Here is a 15,867-nt window from a genome sequence, read left to right as displayed (position 1 = left end):
TATAATTTTCGCAACAAGCTTTATCTGTTGATTTCCTTATTTAGTAATTGCCTCAAGGGCGCCATTAACAATCTTAGTATTTACGGTCTTCACCAGGTCCATAACAGCAGCGTCTGACAGGTGCATTACCGACTGCGGGTAAATCCCTAAAAAGATGATCAACGCGCTGATGCAGCAAAGCACCAATTTTTCATTTCCGGTTAAATCTGTGAAAAGCACAGTTAATTCATTCGTTTGGCCCTGCATTACATTTTTGTACATGCGCAGCATATAAACCGCACCAAAAATGATAGTTAAGCCGGCAGCTGCACTTAAAAATATGTTGTATTCGTAAACGCCGTTAAGCAGTAAGAATTCGCCGATAAAACCATTAGTTAAAGGCAGGGCTACAGTTCCCAGAAGGACGATCAAAAACGCGATAGCAAATTTAGGCGCAGCAGATGCGATGCCGCCCATTTGGCCAATATCGCGGGTATTTAGCCTGCGGCTGATGATGTCCCAGATGAAGAACATGCCCACAACGTTTATGCCGTGGTTTAAACTTTGTATCAATGCACCTTGTACGCCCGACGCGGTCCATGCAAAAATACCGGCAGCAATAAGGCCAACGTGCGCAATGGACGAGTAAGCAACCAGGCGCTTACCGTCGCGCTGTTTAAATGCGATGATAGAAGCATATATAATACCAATAACGGCGAGTGTAATGATGATATACTGGTATTTATCAAAAGCATTTGGTGCAACGGGTATCATCCAACGGATGGCGCCATAAACACCCATCTTTAGCATAATGCCTGATAGCATCATAGTGCCGGCTGTAGGTGCTTCAGTATATGTATCGGGCTGCCACGTATGGAACGGAAACACAGGCATCTTTATAGCAAATGCCAGGAAGAAAGCCCAAAATACAAACGACTGTTCCTTTAATGATAAATGCAGGTCATAGAAATGATTGATATCATATGTACGCTGCGGGGTTTGCAAGTGCAGGTAAATAATTGCCAGCAGCATAAATAGAGAACCGGCAAATGTGTAGATAAAGAACTTAAGTGTGATCCTGATCCTGTTCTCGCCACCCCATAAAGCGCAGATGAAGTAAATTGGTATCAGCGCGGCTTCCCAGCCAACGTAGAATAGGAAACCATCTAAAGCAGTGAATACAACCAGCATGCCGGCCTGCATAAACAGTATCAAGGCATAAAAGATATTGGCGTTCTGCTGCGGGCGGTTAAAGCTTGATAAGATAATAATGGGCACTAATAACACATTAAGCAGCACCATTATTAAGCTGATACCATTCACACCTGCAGTAAAATAAATGCCCAGTTTAGGCATCCACTCTGCATCAGTAACGAACTGGACACTACTATCCGGAACAAACTTAGTGATCATTACCCCGGCAACAACCAGCTCTGCTACCGCGAAAAACAAAGCAGCGTATTTGGCCGCGTCATTCTTCAGCAGGTAAACTATTACAGCTGCTACAAGAGGTAAGAAAATTAATATACTAACTGTCATTTCTAATACGCGTTTCTAAAATTTTAAACGGTAAAATAAAATGGCAATGATACCTATCACCATCATAAATATGTAAAAGCCCACATTACCGGCTTGCAGTAAACGCAATCCCTTACTCGACTCTACGGTACCATTTCCTAAGCCGTTCACCAACCCATCGATACCCATTTTATCAACCACTTTATAGAAGAAAACAGATAAAGCATCAAGCGGCTTGCGGATCAAGAAATCATACAGTTCGTCTATGTAAAACTTATGGTAAGATAAGTTCGCCAAAAGCGGGCGCTCTTCTGTATCAGCAACAGGCACGTGCTTGTTCTTTATGTATTTAACATAGGCATAGAACAACGCTATAAACGCCGCGCCAACAGAGATACCCATTAAAAGCCACTCTGTAGATGGCTCGGTTTCGGTATGTGCCAGCAAAGGTTCAGACAGTTTGAATACAGGTTCAAGCCAATTTTGCAGCCAATGGTTGCCCCCCATAATGTGCGGCACGTTAATGAAACCACCAACTACCGAAAGTATAGCTAACACGATCAACGGAACAGTGATGCTCCACGGCGACTCATGCAAATGATGTTCTTGTTCATGCGTTCCGCGGAAACTGCCTGAGAATGTCAGGAACAACATCCTGAACATATAGAATGATGTAAGCATAGCACCAATAACACCCAGCACATACATGGTATGGCTGCTCTCAAACGTATGCGCTAATATTTCGTCCTTAGAAAAGAAACCGGAGAACGGCGGGATGCCGGAAATAGCAATAGTTCCCATCAGCATCGTGGCAAAGGTGATGGGTAATTTAGTACGTAAACCGCCCATTTTGCGTATATCCTGCTCATTGCTCATGGCATGTATTACAGAGCCTGCGCCCAGGAACAATAAAGCTTTAAAGAACGCATGGGTAATGACGTGGAAGAACGCCCCTGTATAAGCTCCAACACCCAAACCCAAAAACATATATCCCAACTGCGACACCGTTGAATAGGCCAATACTTTTTTAATATCTGTTTGCGTAAGCGCAATAAGCGCGGCTAATAACGCTGTTGCTAAACCAACAATAGCTATTACATGCATGGTAACCGGCGACATGCTGAAAATCACGTTCGCTCGAGCGATCATATAAATACCCGCGGTTACCATGGTAGCAGCGTGGATCAATGCCGAAACAGGCGTTGGACCAGCCATCGCGTCGGGCAGCCAGGTGAATAACGGTATCTGTGCAGATTTACCTGTTGCTCCTACAAACAGCAACATACTGATCAGCGTAATACCCAAAGCAACATGCGGACCTTGCAGGCCACGGACTTTAGGAAAAATATCAGCGTAGCTTGCGCTGTTAAAGAAGTGTATCAGCAGGAATATAGCGATGAGAAAACCCAGGTCGCCAATGCGGTTCATTACAAAAGCCTTTTTGGCTGCATCAGCATAATCACCGCTGGTAAACCAAAAGCCAATAAGCAGGTAAGAGCATAAGCCTACACCTTCCCAGCCGATGAACATTACCACAAAGTTTGACCCCAATACCAGCAGCAGCATGAAGAAAACGAAAAGGTTCAGGTAAGCGAAGTACTTACCAAAACCTTTGTCGTGGCTCATGTAACCGGTAGAATACAGGTGGATCAAAAACCCAACTCCTGTAATAATCAGCAGCATAATAGCGCTTAACTGATCTACCAGGAACGCAAACGGAATATTGAATACGCCAACCTTTATCCAGGTAAAATAGGTTACGTTAATAGGCTGACCTGTTGAGTTGATCTGTGCAAATGCAGAAACGCTTAAGCAAAACGACGCCAGGATCACCAGACTACCAATAGTACCAATTACGCCTTTAGAAAGCACATTACGCCCAAGTCCGTTGATCAGGAAACCTGCCAACGGCAAAATAGGTATAAGCCATAGATAATTGTTCATTTGTATATGCTGCGCGTATTACTTTTATTTTATTCTCTTAACTGTCATCCATATTCTGTAAGGAATCTTATGCATAAATGCACTTACTGAATAAGATTCTTCACTCAGTTCAGAATGACAAACTTTTATTTCTCACTTGGCTCCCTCTCCTTCGGAGAGGGTTGGGTGAGGCCTTACCATTTTAACCTGTTCAACACATTTATATCTGTCGAATTAGTGTTGCGGTATATCATTACAATTATGGCTAAGCCAACCGCAACCTCCGCGGCAGCAAGCGCCATTACGAAAAATACAAATACTTGTCCCGATGCATCACCCTTATACACCGAGAATGCTGCTAAAAGCAGGTTCACCGCGTTCAGCATCAATTCAACCGACATAAAAATCACGATGGCATTGCGGCGGATCAATACGCCTGTAACGCCTATCGCGAATATGATAGCGCAAAATAAAATATAGTGATTAAGCGGAACGGCCTGTATAGTTTGTGTGATGTTTCCCATTATACAGTTGCTTTTTCTTTTTTAGCTAATAAAACGGCGCCCACCATTGCTGACAGTAACAGCACCGATGATACTTCGAACGGCAATAAAAACTCGCCGAATAATACTTTACCTAAATTCTTAACCAAACCCAAATCGGGGTTGGTTAATATTACCGGCTGCGATGCGCCTAAAGCTTTAACAGACGCGATGATAGTTACAAGTAAACATCCGCCTGCTACAACACCTGCAATTTTTGCCAGATAGTGCTTACCGGGCTCTGTATCTTTGTTCAGGTTTAGAAGCATCATTACAAATAAGAATAACACCATAATGGCGCCCATGTAAACTATAAAGTTTACAATGGCCAAAAATTGCGCGTTCAACAAAATGTAATGGATGGTGAAAGTAAAGAAGGTGAGGATGAGGTACAGTACGCTATGCACAGGGTTCTTGGCAAAAATTACCAGGAGTGCAAACACGATAGATAAAAACGCGATGACGTAAAATGTACTCATTAATCCTATTTAAAACTCAACTCGCCGCCTTTTTAAAAGACGGGCAAATTTATAAACTTCTTATTGATTTAGCGGCGCTTCAACCAATTTGTCTTTTCCGTAGATAAAATCTTTCCTTAAAAAATCTGTCGGCACTATGTCGCCGTCTAAATATATAGCCTCTTTTGGGCAAGCTTCTTCGCACAATCCGCAGAAAATGCAGCGCAGCATATTTATCTCATACACAGCCGCGTATTTTTCCTCGCGATATAAATTCTCTTCGCCAACCTGGCGCTCTGCAGCCGTCATGGTAATTGCCTCAGCCGGGCAAGACAAAGCGCATAAGCCACATGCGGTACAACGCTCGCGGCCTTCTTCGTCGCGTTTAAGTGAGTGCATCCCTCTAAAATTTTCAGAGAACTCACGCTTTTGCTCAGGATACCGTATGGTCACATCCTTTTTAAAGAAGTGGCTAATGGTGATACCCAAACCCTTTAATATAGCAGGCAGATAAGCACGCTCCCAAAAATTGAGCGGCTTTACATCCAATACTTTTCGTTTACTGCTTAATGGTTCCATCTATGCTATTTAAGAAAAGTAATTACTAATCCGGTTAATACAATGTTAGCGATAGCCAACGGAATTAATGTGCGCCAGCCCAAATTCATCAGCTGGTCATAGCGGAAACGTGGTATTGTCCAGCGTATCCACATAAAGAAGAAGATAAACGCGAACACCTTCCCGAATAAAATAACTACACCCAGTATAGCAGATATATTGCTACCAGCGTGCGCTGCAACCCAATCCATAAACGGATAGTTGTAACCACCAAAATAAAGCGTCGCCATTACTGCCGATGATATGAACATGTTGATATACTCAGCAAAAAGGTAGAAACCTAACTTCATTGATGAGTATTCGGTATGGTAACCGCCAACCAGTTCAGTTTCGCACTCAGGCAAGTCGAACGGGCTGCGGTTAGTTTCGGCGAACGCGCAAACCATAAATATTAAAAAGCCAAGCGGCTGTTTAAAGAAGTTCCAGCTGAAGTAGCCGTTTTGCCAAAAGCCATGTTGCTGCTCGGTGATCTCTTTTAAGCTAAGCGTATTTGTCACCAGCAATAAAGCTATGATAGACAAACCCATCGAAATCTCATAGCTGATATTTTGCGACGCTGCACGTATAGCCCCAAGTAAAGAGTACTTGTTGTTTGACGCCCAGCCACCTATCATAATACCATAAACACCCAGCGATACAACTCCAAAAATGTAAAGAATGCCTACGTTAATGTCTGTAACCTGCAGCGGGATCACCCGGCCTGCAATTTCAATCGACTGCCCCCATGGAATAACCGCGGAACCGATACAAGCCGTCATGATGGCTAATGACGGGCCCACAATGAAAAGCAAACCGCTTGCGCGTGTAGGGATGATCTCTTCTTTCATGAACATTTTAGCACCATCTGCCAAAGGCTGAAGGATACCAAACGGGCCGGCACGGTTAGGGCCTACCCTGTCCTGAAGAAATGCTGCAACTTTACGCTCAGCGTAGGTAGAGTACATGGCTACCAGTAAGCTTATCAGGAATATAACGATGATAAGCCCGAATTTTATAAGAATATCTGCAACTTCCATTATAGCCTGGTCTCCCTGTCAAATTGTTCTTTATTTGCCTCTTGCAGCAGCGGATTGGTTTTCACCACTGGCAGCGGCTTTAATGTATCGTAATGGTTAGATGAAATAACCGACTTGTTTGAAATCTTACGCGGCCCTTCAATTACCCAATCAGCTGTTTTCTTTTTGTCGAAACGGCACTCATTGCAAATGAATTCCTCGACCTCGCCGTAAACATCCTTGCGGGCAGTAACGCGGATCACATCCTCCCCTTTGTACCAAAGTGTAACCTTACCATTGCATTTTTCGTGATTGCAATCGCGGTGTGCCTCAACAGGTTTGGTAAACCAAACACGGTTTTTAAAGCGGAAGGTTCTGTCCGTTAATGCGCCTACAGGGCAGACATCGATTACGTTACCGGAAAAGTCGTTGTCGACAGCCTTTTGTATATAGGTTGATATTTCTGAATGGTCGCCGCGGTTTAACACACCATGTACGCGTTGCTCTGTAATTTGGTCTGCAGTAAACACACAACGGTAACATAGGATACAGCGTGTCATGTGCAACTGTATCTTATCGCCGATGTCTATTTTTTCAAACTTGCGGCGGTCAAACTCATAACGGGTTTTAGCAGCACCGTGCTCATAACCTAGATCCTGTAAGCTGCATTCACCTGCCTGGTCGCAGATAGGGCAATCCAACGGGTGATTGATCAGTAACATCTCTACCACACCTTTGCGCGCTTCGATCACTTCGGGCGAGGTAATGTTTTTCACCTCCATGCCGTCCATAACAGTTGTACGGCAGCTGGCTACCAGCTTGGGCATAGGGCGCGGGTCTTTTTCAGAACCTTTGCTTACCTGCACCAAACATGTACGGCATTTACCGCCACTGCCATCCAATTTAGAATAGTAGCACATGGCCGGCGGCACCACATCGCCACCTATTTGCCTTGCAGCATTAAGGATAGTTGTGCCCGGCTCAACTTCAACAGGTATACCGTCTATTGTTACTTTCATTATCTTAATTCAAAAGGAAAAAATCAAAATTCAAAAGCTTCCTTTATCGTTGTGTATTTATGACTATCGAAGCGATGATCTTTGAAAGCTCATCGGCTTCTTCAATCAATATATTTAACTCTTGTTTTCTCTCTTTAAGTACTGTGTCTCTCACAAGACAAAGCCAATATTTAGTTTCATTGGCAGACTTCAAAGCAATGATGTAAAACTTTACAAAGTCCCTTTGCGAACTGCCGGATTTCGCTTCCACTATGTTAGCTCCTATCGAAGTTGCACTCCTAAGAAGCTGATCAAACATCGAAAAGTAAATTCGATCATAACTTAACGTTGAAATGAAATTTACAATGTCTTTCGAAAATCTGTAGCACCGGTGCTTTATATCGAAAGGCTTTTCACTCAATGTTTATGCTATTTTGAATTTTTACTTTTTAATTTTAAATTTCCGTTACCAACGGATCTGCGTAATGCGCTAAACCGTAATTGCGCGTTGTCGCTTCCGAAGCATTGGTCACATGCCATTCAAACTCGTCCCTGAAATGGCGGATAGCACTGGCCACCGGCCATGCTGCCGCGTCACCCAGCGGACATATTGTATTTCCTTCTATTTTCTTTGATACATCAACCAGCAGGTCCATGTCGCTCATTCGGCCTTCACCATGTTCTAAACGGTGTAGTACCTTCTCCATCCACCCCGTGCCCTCACGGCATGGCGAACATTGTCCGCAACTCTCATGGTGATAAAAACGGGTAAAGTTCCAGGTATTGCGCACAATGCACTGGTCTTCATCAAAAGCAATAAACCCGCCCGAACCCATCATGGTACCGGTAGCAAAACCACCGTCGGCCAGCGACTCGTAGCTCATTAAGCGTGCTTCATTGTTCGCCGTTTTGAAGAACAAGTTGGCAGGCAAGATCGGTACTGATGAACCACCGGCTACAACTGCCTTTAAACGTTTGCCGTTGGCAATACCACCGCAATACTCGTCAGAGTAAACAAACTCCTCGCAAGATAAGCCTAGGTCTATCTCGTAAACGCCCGGTTTCTTCAAATTACCACCTGCAGAGATCAGCTTGGTACCTGTGCTGCGGCCGATACCTAATTTTGCATACTCGTCGCCGCCATCACGAATGATAGGCACAACGGCCGCGATCGATTCCACGTTATTTACCACAGTTGGGCAACCATATAAACCTGCAATTGCAGGGAACGGGGGCTTAATGCGCGGGTTGCCACGTTTACCTTCAAGCGATTCTAACAAAGCCGTTTCCTCACCGCAGATGTAAGCACCACCACCCGGCTGCACGTACAACTCAAGGTCGTAACCGCTGCCTAAGATATTTTTGCCTAAGAACCCCGCGTTTTTAGCTTCAGCTATAGCCTTTTCAAGGATGCGTATTTGCGGCATCATTTCGCCGCGTACATAAATGTAAGACACATTAGCGCCCAACGCAAAGCTCGATATGATCATTCCCTCTATCAACAAATGAGGGATATAGGTCATCAGATAGCGGTCTTTGAAAGTGCCGGGTTCAGATTCGTCAGCGTTGCAAACCAGGTAACGTGCTACACCTTCGGGTTTAGCCAAAAAGCTCCACTTCATACCCGTTGGGAAACCTGCACCACCACGGCCGCGTAAACCGGATTTTTTAACCTCCTCTACGATCTCGTCCGGACTAAGCGTTTTCAACGCTTTGTCAACGGCATCGTATCCGCCTTTAGAGCGATAAACATCAAAAGTATTGATGCCGGGCACATTGATATGTTCAAGTAATAATTTGCGTGCCATCAGTTATTCGCTTTTGCTTTAAGATCAACAATTAACTGGTCTACAGACTCAGGCGTTAAATTTTCGTAGAACGTATATTCGGGGCCTATCTGCAACACAGGGCCAAAGCCGCAGGCTGCAAGGCACTCCACACCCCGCCAGCTAAACAAACCGTCGGCGGTAACTTCACCTTCCTTAACACCCAGCTTTTCTTCCAGGTGGTCCATTATCTTTTCGGCGCCCACCAGGCAGCAAGGGCCGGTACGGCAAACTTCTAATAAATATTTGCCTTGCGGGCGCAACAGGTACATAGTGTAGAAAGTAGCAACTTCATACACTTCTATAGGTTCTATTTGCAGATATGCGGCAACTTTATCCATTGCCGGAACGCTAAGCCAGCCAAATTCGGCCTGTACATCGTGCAGTATTGGCAACAAAGCAGACTTCTGCTGCTTTTCGGGATAACGGCTTACCTTATCTGCAAACTTGCTTAACAGATCTGCCGAAAACTCTGCATTAACATTTGTATTGTGTTCAACTTTAAGCATCTAATTCTCCGGCTATAACGTTTAAACTACTCATGTTAATAATCGCATCAGATAATAGCATACCACGGCTCATTGGCGCATACATCTGGTAATTTATAAAACTTGGCCTACGGAAGTGCAAGCGGTACGGTGTACGGCCGCCATCATTCACCAGGTAAAAACCTAACTCGCCATTAGCACCTTCTACGCTGTGATAAACTTCGCCAACAGGCGTTTCTATCTCGCCCATCACAATTTTAAAGTGATAGATCAGCGCTTCCATGTTGTTGTACACTTCCTCTTTTGGAGGCAGGTAAAACTCCGGCACGTCCGCGTGGAAAATAGCAGGGTCTTCTTTAGCGATCTTGTCAAGGCATTGCTGTATCATGCGCATGCTTTGCCACATTTCTTCGTTACGCACCAAAAAGCGGTCGTAAACATCGCCGGTATTGCCTACGGGAACTTCAAAGTCCAGATCGTCATAAGAACAATATGGATTCATCGCCCTTACGTCATAGTCTACACCTGTAGCACGTAAAATCGGGCCGCTCCAGCTGTAATCCAAAGCAGTTTCCGCACTTGTAGCTGCGACACCGCGCGTACGGTCTATAAATATCCGGTTACGGTTAAACAAGTTTTCAAACTCCTTTAATACTTTCGGAAAATCGTCCAGGAACTTGCGGATCTTGTTAAAAGCGATATCATTAAAGTTGCGCTCGAAGCCGCCTATACGGCCAATATTGGTCGTAAGGCGCGAGCCGCAAACCTCTTCGTAAATTTCATAGATGGCCTCACGGTACTCCATCATATAGAGGAAACCGGTAAACGCGCCTGTATCTACACCCAATACACCGTTACAAACAATGTGGTCTGCCAAACGGGCCAACTCCATTACAATAATGCGCAGGTAATCTACACGTTTTGGGGTTTGAATATTCAATAGCTTTTCTACAGTCATGTGCCAGCCCATGTTATTGATAGGCGACGAACAGTAGTTTAAACGATCTGTAAGCGGGGTGATCTGGTAAAAAGGGCGGTGCTCTGCGATCTTTTCGAAAGCGCGATGTATGTAACCAATGGTAGATACGCCGCTCACGATGCGCTCGCCGTCTAACTGGATCACGTTCTGGAAAACGCCGTGCGTAGCCGGGTGCGTCGGGCCCAGGTTAAGGGTCGATAGCTCGGTCTGCGGGTCGTTATCGTTAAATACGAGTTGGTTTTCCATTTATATTATCTTCCGAAAAAGTAATCTTTTTTATCAACACGGTTCGGGTCTTCCAGCGGATATTCGCGACGCATCGGGAACACTGTCATATCGTCTACATTCAATATCCTGCGCAGATCCGGGTGGCCTTCAAAATTGATCCCAAAGAAATCATAGGTCTCACGTTCCATCCAGTTGGCGCCGCGCCAAACCCGTGTCGCCGAAGGGATGTTCAGGTCGCCATCGGCCATAAACACTTTTATGCGTAAACGTACATTATTTACCAGGCTATGCAGGTGATAAATAACGCCTATCTCTTTACCGGTTTGCTCGGGCAGGTGGATAGCGGTCAAATCTGTGAGGTAAATAAATTGCAGAACGGCATCTGTTTTTAACCAGGCCAGCAATTCAATAATATTTTCGCGTGTAGTTTCAAAGGTAAGCAGGTCATACGGCATGCTTACGTTGGTAACAGTTTCACCAAATTGGGCGGTAACTTTTTGCAGTAATTCTTCGTTAGTTATTTTACCCATTTTACTGTATCCCGTATTTAGCTAGTAAGGCCTGGTATTCAGGCGTGTCGCGGCGGCGCAAAGATTCGGTCTGTACCAGTTTCTGGATATTCATAAAACCATCGATAATCCCTTCGGGACGCGGCGGGCAACCCGGAACGTAAACGTCTACAGGTATAACTTCATCAATGCCCTGCAAAACAGAGTAGGTATCAAATATACCACCGCTTGATGCGCAAGCGCCAACGGCCATTACCCAGCGCGGTTCTGCCATTTGCAGGTATACCTGACGAAGAACAGGAGCCATTTTTTTAGAAATGGTACCCATTACCATCAGTAGGTCTGCCTGGCGCGGCGAAAAACTTAAACGCTCTGCACCAAAACGCGAAAGGTCATAATGGGAACCCATTGTGGCCATAAACTCTATACCGCAGCATGATGTCGCGAATGGTAAAGGCCATAATGAATGTGAGCGCGCCATGCCTATTGCCTTATCCAGCGATGTGGCAAAAAATCCTGCTCCCTCTACTCCCGGTGGTGCGTCAACTATTTTTATATCACTCATTGAAATGTTCCAAAAACGATATTATACCTCAAAAAAGGCATGCCAAAATTACGAATAATAAGAAAAGATAACGGCGGTTTAGCCGTTGTAACTGATATTTAGAATTAATCTAAACTTACTCCCAGTCGAGCGCACCTTTTTTGATGATGTAGATAAAACCCAGCAGCAAGGTGGCCATAAAGATGAACATCTCGATGAGCCCGGTCTTACCCAAGTCGCGAAAATTTACAGCCCAGGGATACATGAAGATCACCTCGACATCGAATAATACAAATAAGATGGCGACCAGGAAATATTTGATAGAAATAGGTGTGCGCGCGTTACCGATTACCTCGATACCCGACTCAAACGGAGTCAGTTTATCTTGTGTGTTACGCTTTGGACCAAGTTTATGGGTAACAAACATGGTGGTAACCACAAAACCAATAGCCACCAGCATTTGAAATATGATAGGCAGATAATTGATCGGTAAACTTTGTACTTCCATGGGTGCAAATATAGCAATGCCTTGTAACAAAAAAAGGCCTCTTTTCAGAGGCCTTTAAGATTATATTGATGTTTTATTTCTTCAGGAAAGCTTTAGCCTGACGATTGGTTGGATCATACTCGTAAGCTTTATTAAAGTTCTCTGTGGCTTTGGCCATATCTTTTTCTTTGTACTGAGCAAAGGTACCCAGGTATGCATAAGCATTAGCCAGATTTTTCTTATCTGCATCAGTAACACCCTTTGTAGTTACTATCTGAATGTATTTTTCGTAGAACGGCTTAGCCAAACCTTTGATGTTCTGACGATCTGCATCCTTAGTATCATTTACATAGGCTCTGTAAAGCGCCACAGCCGCGATAGGCGTAGTAGCCACTTTTTCGATATGTGAAAAAGCAGAATCAGCTTTGGCTAAATAAACTGTATCGGCCGGTTTGTGGGTTTTGTCGTCATAAGCGTAATAATAGCTTAGGCCTTCGTTCAGGTAATCCTGCAGTTTGGCACCTTTAGTATTATTGATATAGCTTTCATAAGCCTGGCCGGCTTGTGCATATTGTTTTTTCCCGTAGTAGTTCTTCGCTATTTCGGCAAATACATCAGCGTTTGTAGAATCCAAGCTGTAAGCCTTACGCAGTGACTGTATGCCTAACGAGTCGGCACCAGTTTTAAGTTGCAGGCGGCCAAGGTACAAGTAGTCGCGCGGGATTACACGTTTTGGATCTGCCTTGCTTAACCAGTTGTTCATGGCGGTTAAGCCGGCCTGGTAGTCACCATTCTCATAAGCTGAATAACCTAAGTAACGATAGATACGCAAGTTAGAGTTAGCAGATGATGACAACGCGGCCGCTTCTGTTTGTAAGGTCTTGTAATCACCAGACAAAAGCAAGAAGTCGGCATAACGCATACGCGATTCAACCGAAAGGTCTGTCAAGCTTAAATATTTACGATAGTTGTCAGCAGCTTCCTTGATCTTAGCAGATGCCATTTTAGGATCTGTTTGCGCCCAGCGTAAGTCGGTTTCAGCCCATTCACGATAAGCCGGGCCAAAGTTTGGATCAACGCTCAGCGCTTTTTGAAATTGCTTTTCAGCATCTTCAAAGTTGTTTGCGTATTTCCAAAGCACACCCACAGATACGTTAGCCACTGCAGAATTGCCATTTAAAGTAAGCGCGTCTGAATAATATTTGTAAGCCTCATTGCTTTTTAACTGGCTGCGGTACGCATCGCCCAAGGCAATATCAACGTCGGCGTCTTTGCTGTTTACTGCCAATCCTTTTGATAATACCGCAATAGCCGCGTTAGCATCAGCTGCAGGAACAGCGGTTGCACCTGCAACAGGTAGCAGGTATGCTTTGCCTACATAAACAAAGGGCTTGCTGTCTTTTCCTGCCAGGGTTGTTGCCTGGTTAAAGTTAGTGGTCATAGCCGCACGGTCTTTCTCCAGACGTGCAACTGCACCTAACCCTGCATAGTTAAGCGCGGATTTTGGGTTGGCAGCTATACCTTTATTGAACACTGCTTTTGCAGAGTCTGAGTAGTCTTGCAGTGCGTAAACCCAGCCTAAGTAAAAGAAATTATCTGCGTTTGTCGCTTGTGTATTGGTCAGGTTTTTAAGCATTGATTTAGCCTTTTGATACTGTTCTGCATCAATGGCTTTCTTTGCATCGTTAAGGCTCTGGGCGCTAACGGTAGAGCCTGCCAAAAGCAGGGACGCCGCGCTGTAAGCTATTTTACTGTTTAGTTTCATGTTTCGTCCTTGTATGTATAGTTAGTTGTTAGTTCTCTTTCACGTTTATGTTTCGCTGCGGAATGGTTACCGGCAGCAAGCCCGATTTCAGGATGATACGCTGCCCCCTTTCGCCTGAAAGGAAATCCTGAAAACCGCGGCCCAGGCCTAATTTGCCTGTGCAATTTATCACATATAATTTACGGCTAAGCGGATATTGATTAAGGTCGAGGGTTGATTGCGAAGGTTTATAATATTCCTTGCCAAAATCTTTGCTGCCTTCATCCTTAACGCCCACGATCTGGACGTTGTCTACCGCTTGCTTATAATCTTCGTCGGGGTCGTTTAACCAGCTAAAACCAATTATACCAATAGCATCGGTATGTAAGTTTACATAGTTAAGCACCTCTTTGTTTGATTTTAACGCGTAAATATTTTTACCGTTAAAATTGATATTTCCTGCAAACGTCTTTAAATATCTTACCAAACTTCCGTTCGGGTTATCAAAAACGATATTCTTAGTTCCTTTAGTATCACCGTTCAGCATCTTTTTAAGCTGGCTGACAGTGATGGTGGTATCATTTGAATTTTTGTTGACAATTAATGCCACCGCATCCACCGCGAACGGAACAACCTGCGCCGTTAATGTGCGCTTCTTTATAATGTGCACTTCATTGCTGTCCAGCCCACGCGAAAGTATACCCACCCTTACACTATCATTGAGCAACTGACGGAGAACGCGGTTCTCTGTCATGTAGTTTATTCTAGGATCCGCTGCGGTATAAATGGCCTTGAACACATAAGCCTCTTCATCCAATATGGGTTTAAAAGACTCATCAGCAGCAATGGCTACAGAGCCACTGTTTACGGTATCTTCCGCGTCAGACTTACTTTTCACCTTCTGTGTACAGCTAATTATTACTGTTATGACAGTTGCGAAAGCCAGTAGTTTAATTCCCTTATTCATCGGGGTCTTTCTTAAGCAGGCGTGAAAATCTAAGTATTGCATAAATGATAATGAGTATACCAATGCCTACACGCTGCCAGGTTTTAAATGGCAAACGGTCTGCCATTGGCCCCCAGAATATTACCATAAGGCCAAATGCTAGAACGCAGACAAAAGTAGTTGCGCCTAAAATAAGCAAAAATCGCCTTTTGAGCGATTTTTGCTTTTCATCCATTCTGTATGACATGAAGATTTTATTACTGATCCTGTAGCGCGAAGCTGATAGGAATAGTATACTGTTGCCTTACCGGCTTACCGTTTTGGATACCCGGTTTCCATTTAGGCGATGATTTTAATACACGTACGGCTTCCTCGTCGGTACCGCTGCCTAAACCTCTTACCACTTTAATGTCTGTAAGAGAACCGTCGCGTTCAACAACAAACTGGCAGATTACACGGCCTTGTACGTTATTTTCGCGGGCAACGGCCGGGTAGCGGATGTTATTACCCAAGAATTTGTAGAACTTATCCATACCACCTGCAGGTTCTGCAGATTGCTCTACCGAGGTAAAGATCTTGTTAGGGTCTTCTTCTACAACTTCTTTGATGTCTGATTTACCCACCGGCTCGTCGATACGGATCTGCGCGTTAGGATCACCTTTAACATCCTGCTGACCTGGATCGGCAGTTTTTAACTCTGTGATAGTTGGTGGATCTTTCTCACGCACCTCATTATCCGGCTTTACTACCGGAGGCGGGAAACGCACCTGGTCTATCTTCGGTTTTGGTGGTTCCGGAGGCGGCGGAGGTGGCTTTTTGGTTTGATCTACCGGTGGCGGCGGCTGCAGCACCACGTCTGTTATCTTTACTTTTTCATCCGGTTTTGGGATGAACCCCTTAATGATATTTATAATGGTTGGCGCAGAGATCAACAGCACAAATACAACTATCGCTATTACCAAAGACTTGTTGGTGTTCTTTGGGTTTTCTTTACGTAGTTCATATGCGCCATACTCCTTGTTCCGACCTTTAAATACCACATCAAGCCACTCGGGGTTTAATATGTCTAATTTTGATCCTAACAT

General features: G+C 44.5%; 18 protein-coding genes. All 18 read right to left on the bottom strand.

The features are described from left to right. Positions 1 to 36: 36 nt before the first annotated feature. The 18 genes from GO620_RS16200 to GO620_RS16115 all read right to left on the bottom strand — a co-directional run bounded on the left by GO620_RS16200 (position 37) and on the right by GO620_RS16115 (position 15,867). The gene (locus tag GO620_RS16200; RefSeq protein WP_157524862.1) at positions 37 to 1,518 is read right to left on the bottom strand and encodes a complex I subunit 4 family protein; all 1,482 of its coding nucleotides are present in this window, start codon (positions 1,516 to 1,518) and stop codon (positions 37 to 39) included. A 15-nt stretch (positions 1,519 to 1,533) separates the two neighbouring features. After that, positions 1,534 to 3,441, bottom strand: coding sequence for an NADH-quinone oxidoreductase subunit L (gene nuoL, locus GO620_RS16195; RefSeq protein WP_157524860.1), 1,908 nt, complete (start codon positions 3,439 to 3,441; stop codon positions 1,534 to 1,536). 173 nt (positions 3,442 to 3,614) lie between these two features. Then, positions 3,615 to 3,944 carry an NADH-quinone oxidoreductase subunit NuoK gene (gene nuoK, locus GO620_RS16190; protein ID WP_157524858.1) on the bottom strand — a complete coding sequence of 110 codons (330 nt, stop codon included), beginning with the start codon at positions 3,942 to 3,944 and terminating at the stop codon, positions 3,615 to 3,617. Further along, on the bottom strand, positions 3,944 to 4,441 hold the full coding sequence (locus GO620_RS16185) for an NADH-quinone oxidoreductase subunit J family protein (RefSeq protein ID WP_157524856.1): 498 nt from the start codon (positions 4,439 to 4,441) through the stop codon (positions 3,944 to 3,946). Before GO620_RS16185 ends, nuoK begins: the two co-directional genes overlap by 1 nt. 60 nt (positions 4,442 to 4,501) lie before the next feature. After that, positions 4,502 to 4,999 (bottom strand): NuoI/complex I 23 kDa subunit family protein, encoded by a 498-nt coding sequence (locus GO620_RS16180; RefSeq protein ID WP_157524854.1) that lies wholly within the window; start codon positions 4,997 to 4,999, stop codon positions 4,502 to 4,504. Between the two features lie 5 nt (positions 5,000 to 5,004). Continuing rightward, positions 5,005 to 6,054 (bottom strand): NADH-quinone oxidoreductase subunit NuoH, encoded by a 1,050-nt coding sequence (nuoH, locus tag GO620_RS16175; protein ID WP_157524853.1) that lies wholly within the window; start codon positions 6,052 to 6,054, stop codon positions 5,005 to 5,007. After that, on the bottom strand, positions 6,054 to 7,052 hold the full coding sequence (locus GO620_RS16170) for a 2Fe-2S iron-sulfur cluster-binding protein (protein ID WP_157524852.1): 999 nt from the start codon (positions 7,050 to 7,052) through the stop codon (positions 6,054 to 6,056). The genes nuoH and GO620_RS16170 overlap by 1 nt, the downstream gene beginning before the upstream one ends. A 43-nt stretch (positions 7,053 to 7,095) precedes the next feature. Next, positions 7,096 to 7,452, bottom strand: a complete 357-nt coding sequence (locus GO620_RS16165) for a four helix bundle protein (protein ID WP_157524850.1) — start codon at positions 7,450 to 7,452, stop codon at positions 7,096 to 7,098. A 34-nt stretch (positions 7,453 to 7,486) separates the two neighbouring features. After that, a complete protein-coding gene (gene nuoF / locus GO620_RS16160; RefSeq protein ID WP_157524848.1) occupies positions 7,487 to 8,839 on the bottom strand; it encodes an NADH-quinone oxidoreductase subunit NuoF in 1,353 nt (450 codons plus the stop codon). After that, positions 8,839 to 9,366, bottom strand: coding sequence for an NADH-quinone oxidoreductase subunit NuoE family protein (locus GO620_RS16155; RefSeq protein WP_157524846.1), 528 nt, complete (start codon positions 9,364 to 9,366; stop codon positions 8,839 to 8,841). Before GO620_RS16155 ends, nuoF begins: the two co-directional genes overlap by 1 nt. Next, the gene (locus GO620_RS16150) at positions 9,359 to 10,570 is read right to left on the bottom strand and encodes an NADH-quinone oxidoreductase subunit D (RefSeq protein WP_157524844.1); all 1,212 of its coding nucleotides are present in this window, start codon (positions 10,568 to 10,570) and stop codon (positions 9,359 to 9,361) included. The genes GO620_RS16155 and GO620_RS16150 overlap by 8 nt, the downstream gene beginning before the upstream one ends. 5 nt (positions 10,571 to 10,575) lie before the next feature. Next, positions 10,576 to 11,082, bottom strand: coding sequence for an NADH-quinone oxidoreductase subunit C (locus GO620_RS16145; RefSeq protein WP_157524842.1), 507 nt, complete (start codon positions 11,080 to 11,082; stop codon positions 10,576 to 10,578). 1 nt (position 11,083) lies between these two features. Continuing rightward, positions 11,084 to 11,626 carry an NADH-quinone oxidoreductase subunit B gene (locus GO620_RS16140; protein ID WP_157524840.1) on the bottom strand — a complete coding sequence of 181 codons (543 nt, stop codon included), beginning with the start codon at positions 11,624 to 11,626 and terminating at the stop codon, positions 11,084 to 11,086. A gap of 115 nt (positions 11,627 to 11,741) precedes the next feature. Next, entirely contained in the window at positions 11,742 to 12,113 is a 372-nt protein-coding gene (locus GO620_RS16135) for an NADH-quinone oxidoreductase subunit A (RefSeq protein ID WP_157524838.1), read from the bottom strand. Positions 12,114 to 12,186: 73 nt separating this feature from the next. Further along, positions 12,187 to 13,857, bottom strand: a complete 1,671-nt coding sequence (locus GO620_RS16130) for a tetratricopeptide repeat protein (protein WP_157524836.1) — start codon at positions 13,855 to 13,857, stop codon at positions 12,187 to 12,189. A 28-nt stretch (positions 13,858 to 13,885) separates the two neighbouring features. Next, positions 13,886 to 14,803 (bottom strand): PstS family phosphate ABC transporter substrate-binding protein, encoded by a 918-nt coding sequence (locus tag GO620_RS16125; RefSeq protein ID WP_198173548.1) that lies wholly within the window; start codon positions 14,801 to 14,803, stop codon positions 13,886 to 13,888. Further along, positions 14,796 to 15,029, bottom strand: coding sequence for a hypothetical protein (locus GO620_RS16120; RefSeq protein ID WP_157524832.1), 234 nt, complete (start codon positions 15,027 to 15,029; stop codon positions 14,796 to 14,798). The genes GO620_RS16125 and GO620_RS16120 overlap by 8 nt, the downstream gene beginning before the upstream one ends. A gap of 10 nt (positions 15,030 to 15,039) precedes the next feature. After that, entirely contained in the window at positions 15,040 to 15,867 is an 828-nt protein-coding gene (locus GO620_RS16115; RefSeq protein WP_157524830.1) for an energy transducer TonB, read from the bottom strand.

Source organism: Mucilaginibacter ginkgonis, from assembly GCF_009754905.2.
Lineage (GTDB): Bacteria > Bacteroidota > Bacteroidia > Sphingobacteriales > Sphingobacteriaceae > Mucilaginibacter > Mucilaginibacter ginkgonis.
This window is presented reverse-complemented; position numbering and strand designations above follow the sequence as displayed.

Excerpts from the sequence above, each read along its gene's own strand:
- GO620_RS16200 (WP_157524862.1), bottom strand. The coding sequence starts at position 1,518 with ATGACAGTTAGTATATTAATTTTCTTACCTCTTGTAGCAGCTGTAATA.
- nuoL (WP_157524860.1), bottom strand. The coding sequence starts at position 3,441 with ATGAACAATTATCTATGGCTTATACCTATTTTGCCGTTGGCAGGTTTC.
- nuoK (WP_157524858.1), bottom strand. The coding sequence starts at position 3,944 with ATGGGAAACATCACACAAACTATACAGGCCGTTCCGCTTAATCACTAT.
- GO620_RS16185 (WP_157524856.1), bottom strand. The coding sequence starts at position 4,441 with ATGAGTACATTTTACGTCATCGCGTTTTTATCTATCGTGTTTGCACTC.
- GO620_RS16180 (WP_157524854.1), bottom strand. The coding sequence starts at position 4,999 with ATGGAACCATTAAGCAGTAAACGAAAAGTATTGGATGTAAAGCCGCTC.
- nuoH (WP_157524853.1), bottom strand. The coding sequence starts at position 6,054 with ATGGAAGTTGCAGATATTCTTATAAAATTCGGGCTTATCATCGTTATA.
- GO620_RS16170 (WP_157524852.1), bottom strand. The coding sequence starts at position 7,052 with ATGAAAGTAACAATAGACGGTATACCTGTTGAAGTTGAGCCGGGCACA.
- nuoF (WP_157524848.1), bottom strand. The coding sequence starts at position 8,839 with ATGGCACGCAAATTATTACTTGAACATATCAATGTGCCCGGCATCAAT.
- GO620_RS16155 (WP_157524846.1), bottom strand. The coding sequence starts at position 9,366 with ATGCTTAAAGTTGAACACAATACAAATGTTAATGCAGAGTTTTCGGCA.
- GO620_RS16150 (WP_157524844.1), bottom strand. The coding sequence starts at position 10,570 with ATGGAAAACCAACTCGTATTTAACGATAACGACCCGCAGACCGAGCTA.
- GO620_RS16145 (WP_157524842.1), bottom strand. The coding sequence starts at position 11,082 with ATGGGTAAAATAACTAACGAAGAATTACTGCAAAAAGTTACCGCCCAA.
- GO620_RS16140 (WP_157524840.1), bottom strand. The coding sequence starts at position 11,626 with ATGAGTGATATAAAAATAGTTGACGCACCACCGGGAGTAGAGGGAGCA.
- GO620_RS16135 (WP_157524838.1), bottom strand. The coding sequence starts at position 12,113 with ATGGAAGTACAAAGTTTACCGATCAATTATCTGCCTATCATATTTCAA.
- GO620_RS16130 (WP_157524836.1), bottom strand. The coding sequence starts at position 13,857 with ATGAAACTAAACAGTAAAATAGCTTACAGCGCGGCGTCCCTGCTTTTG.
- GO620_RS16125 (WP_198173548.1), bottom strand. The coding sequence starts at position 14,803 with ATGAATAAGGGAATTAAACTACTGGCTTTCGCAACTGTCATAACAGTA.
- GO620_RS16120 (WP_157524832.1), bottom strand. The coding sequence starts at position 15,029 with ATGTCATACAGAATGGATGAAAAGCAAAAATCGCTCAAAAGGCGATTT.
- GO620_RS16115 (WP_157524830.1), bottom strand. The coding sequence starts at position 15,867 with ATGTTAGGATCAAAATTAGACATATTAAACCCCGAGTGGCTTGATGTG.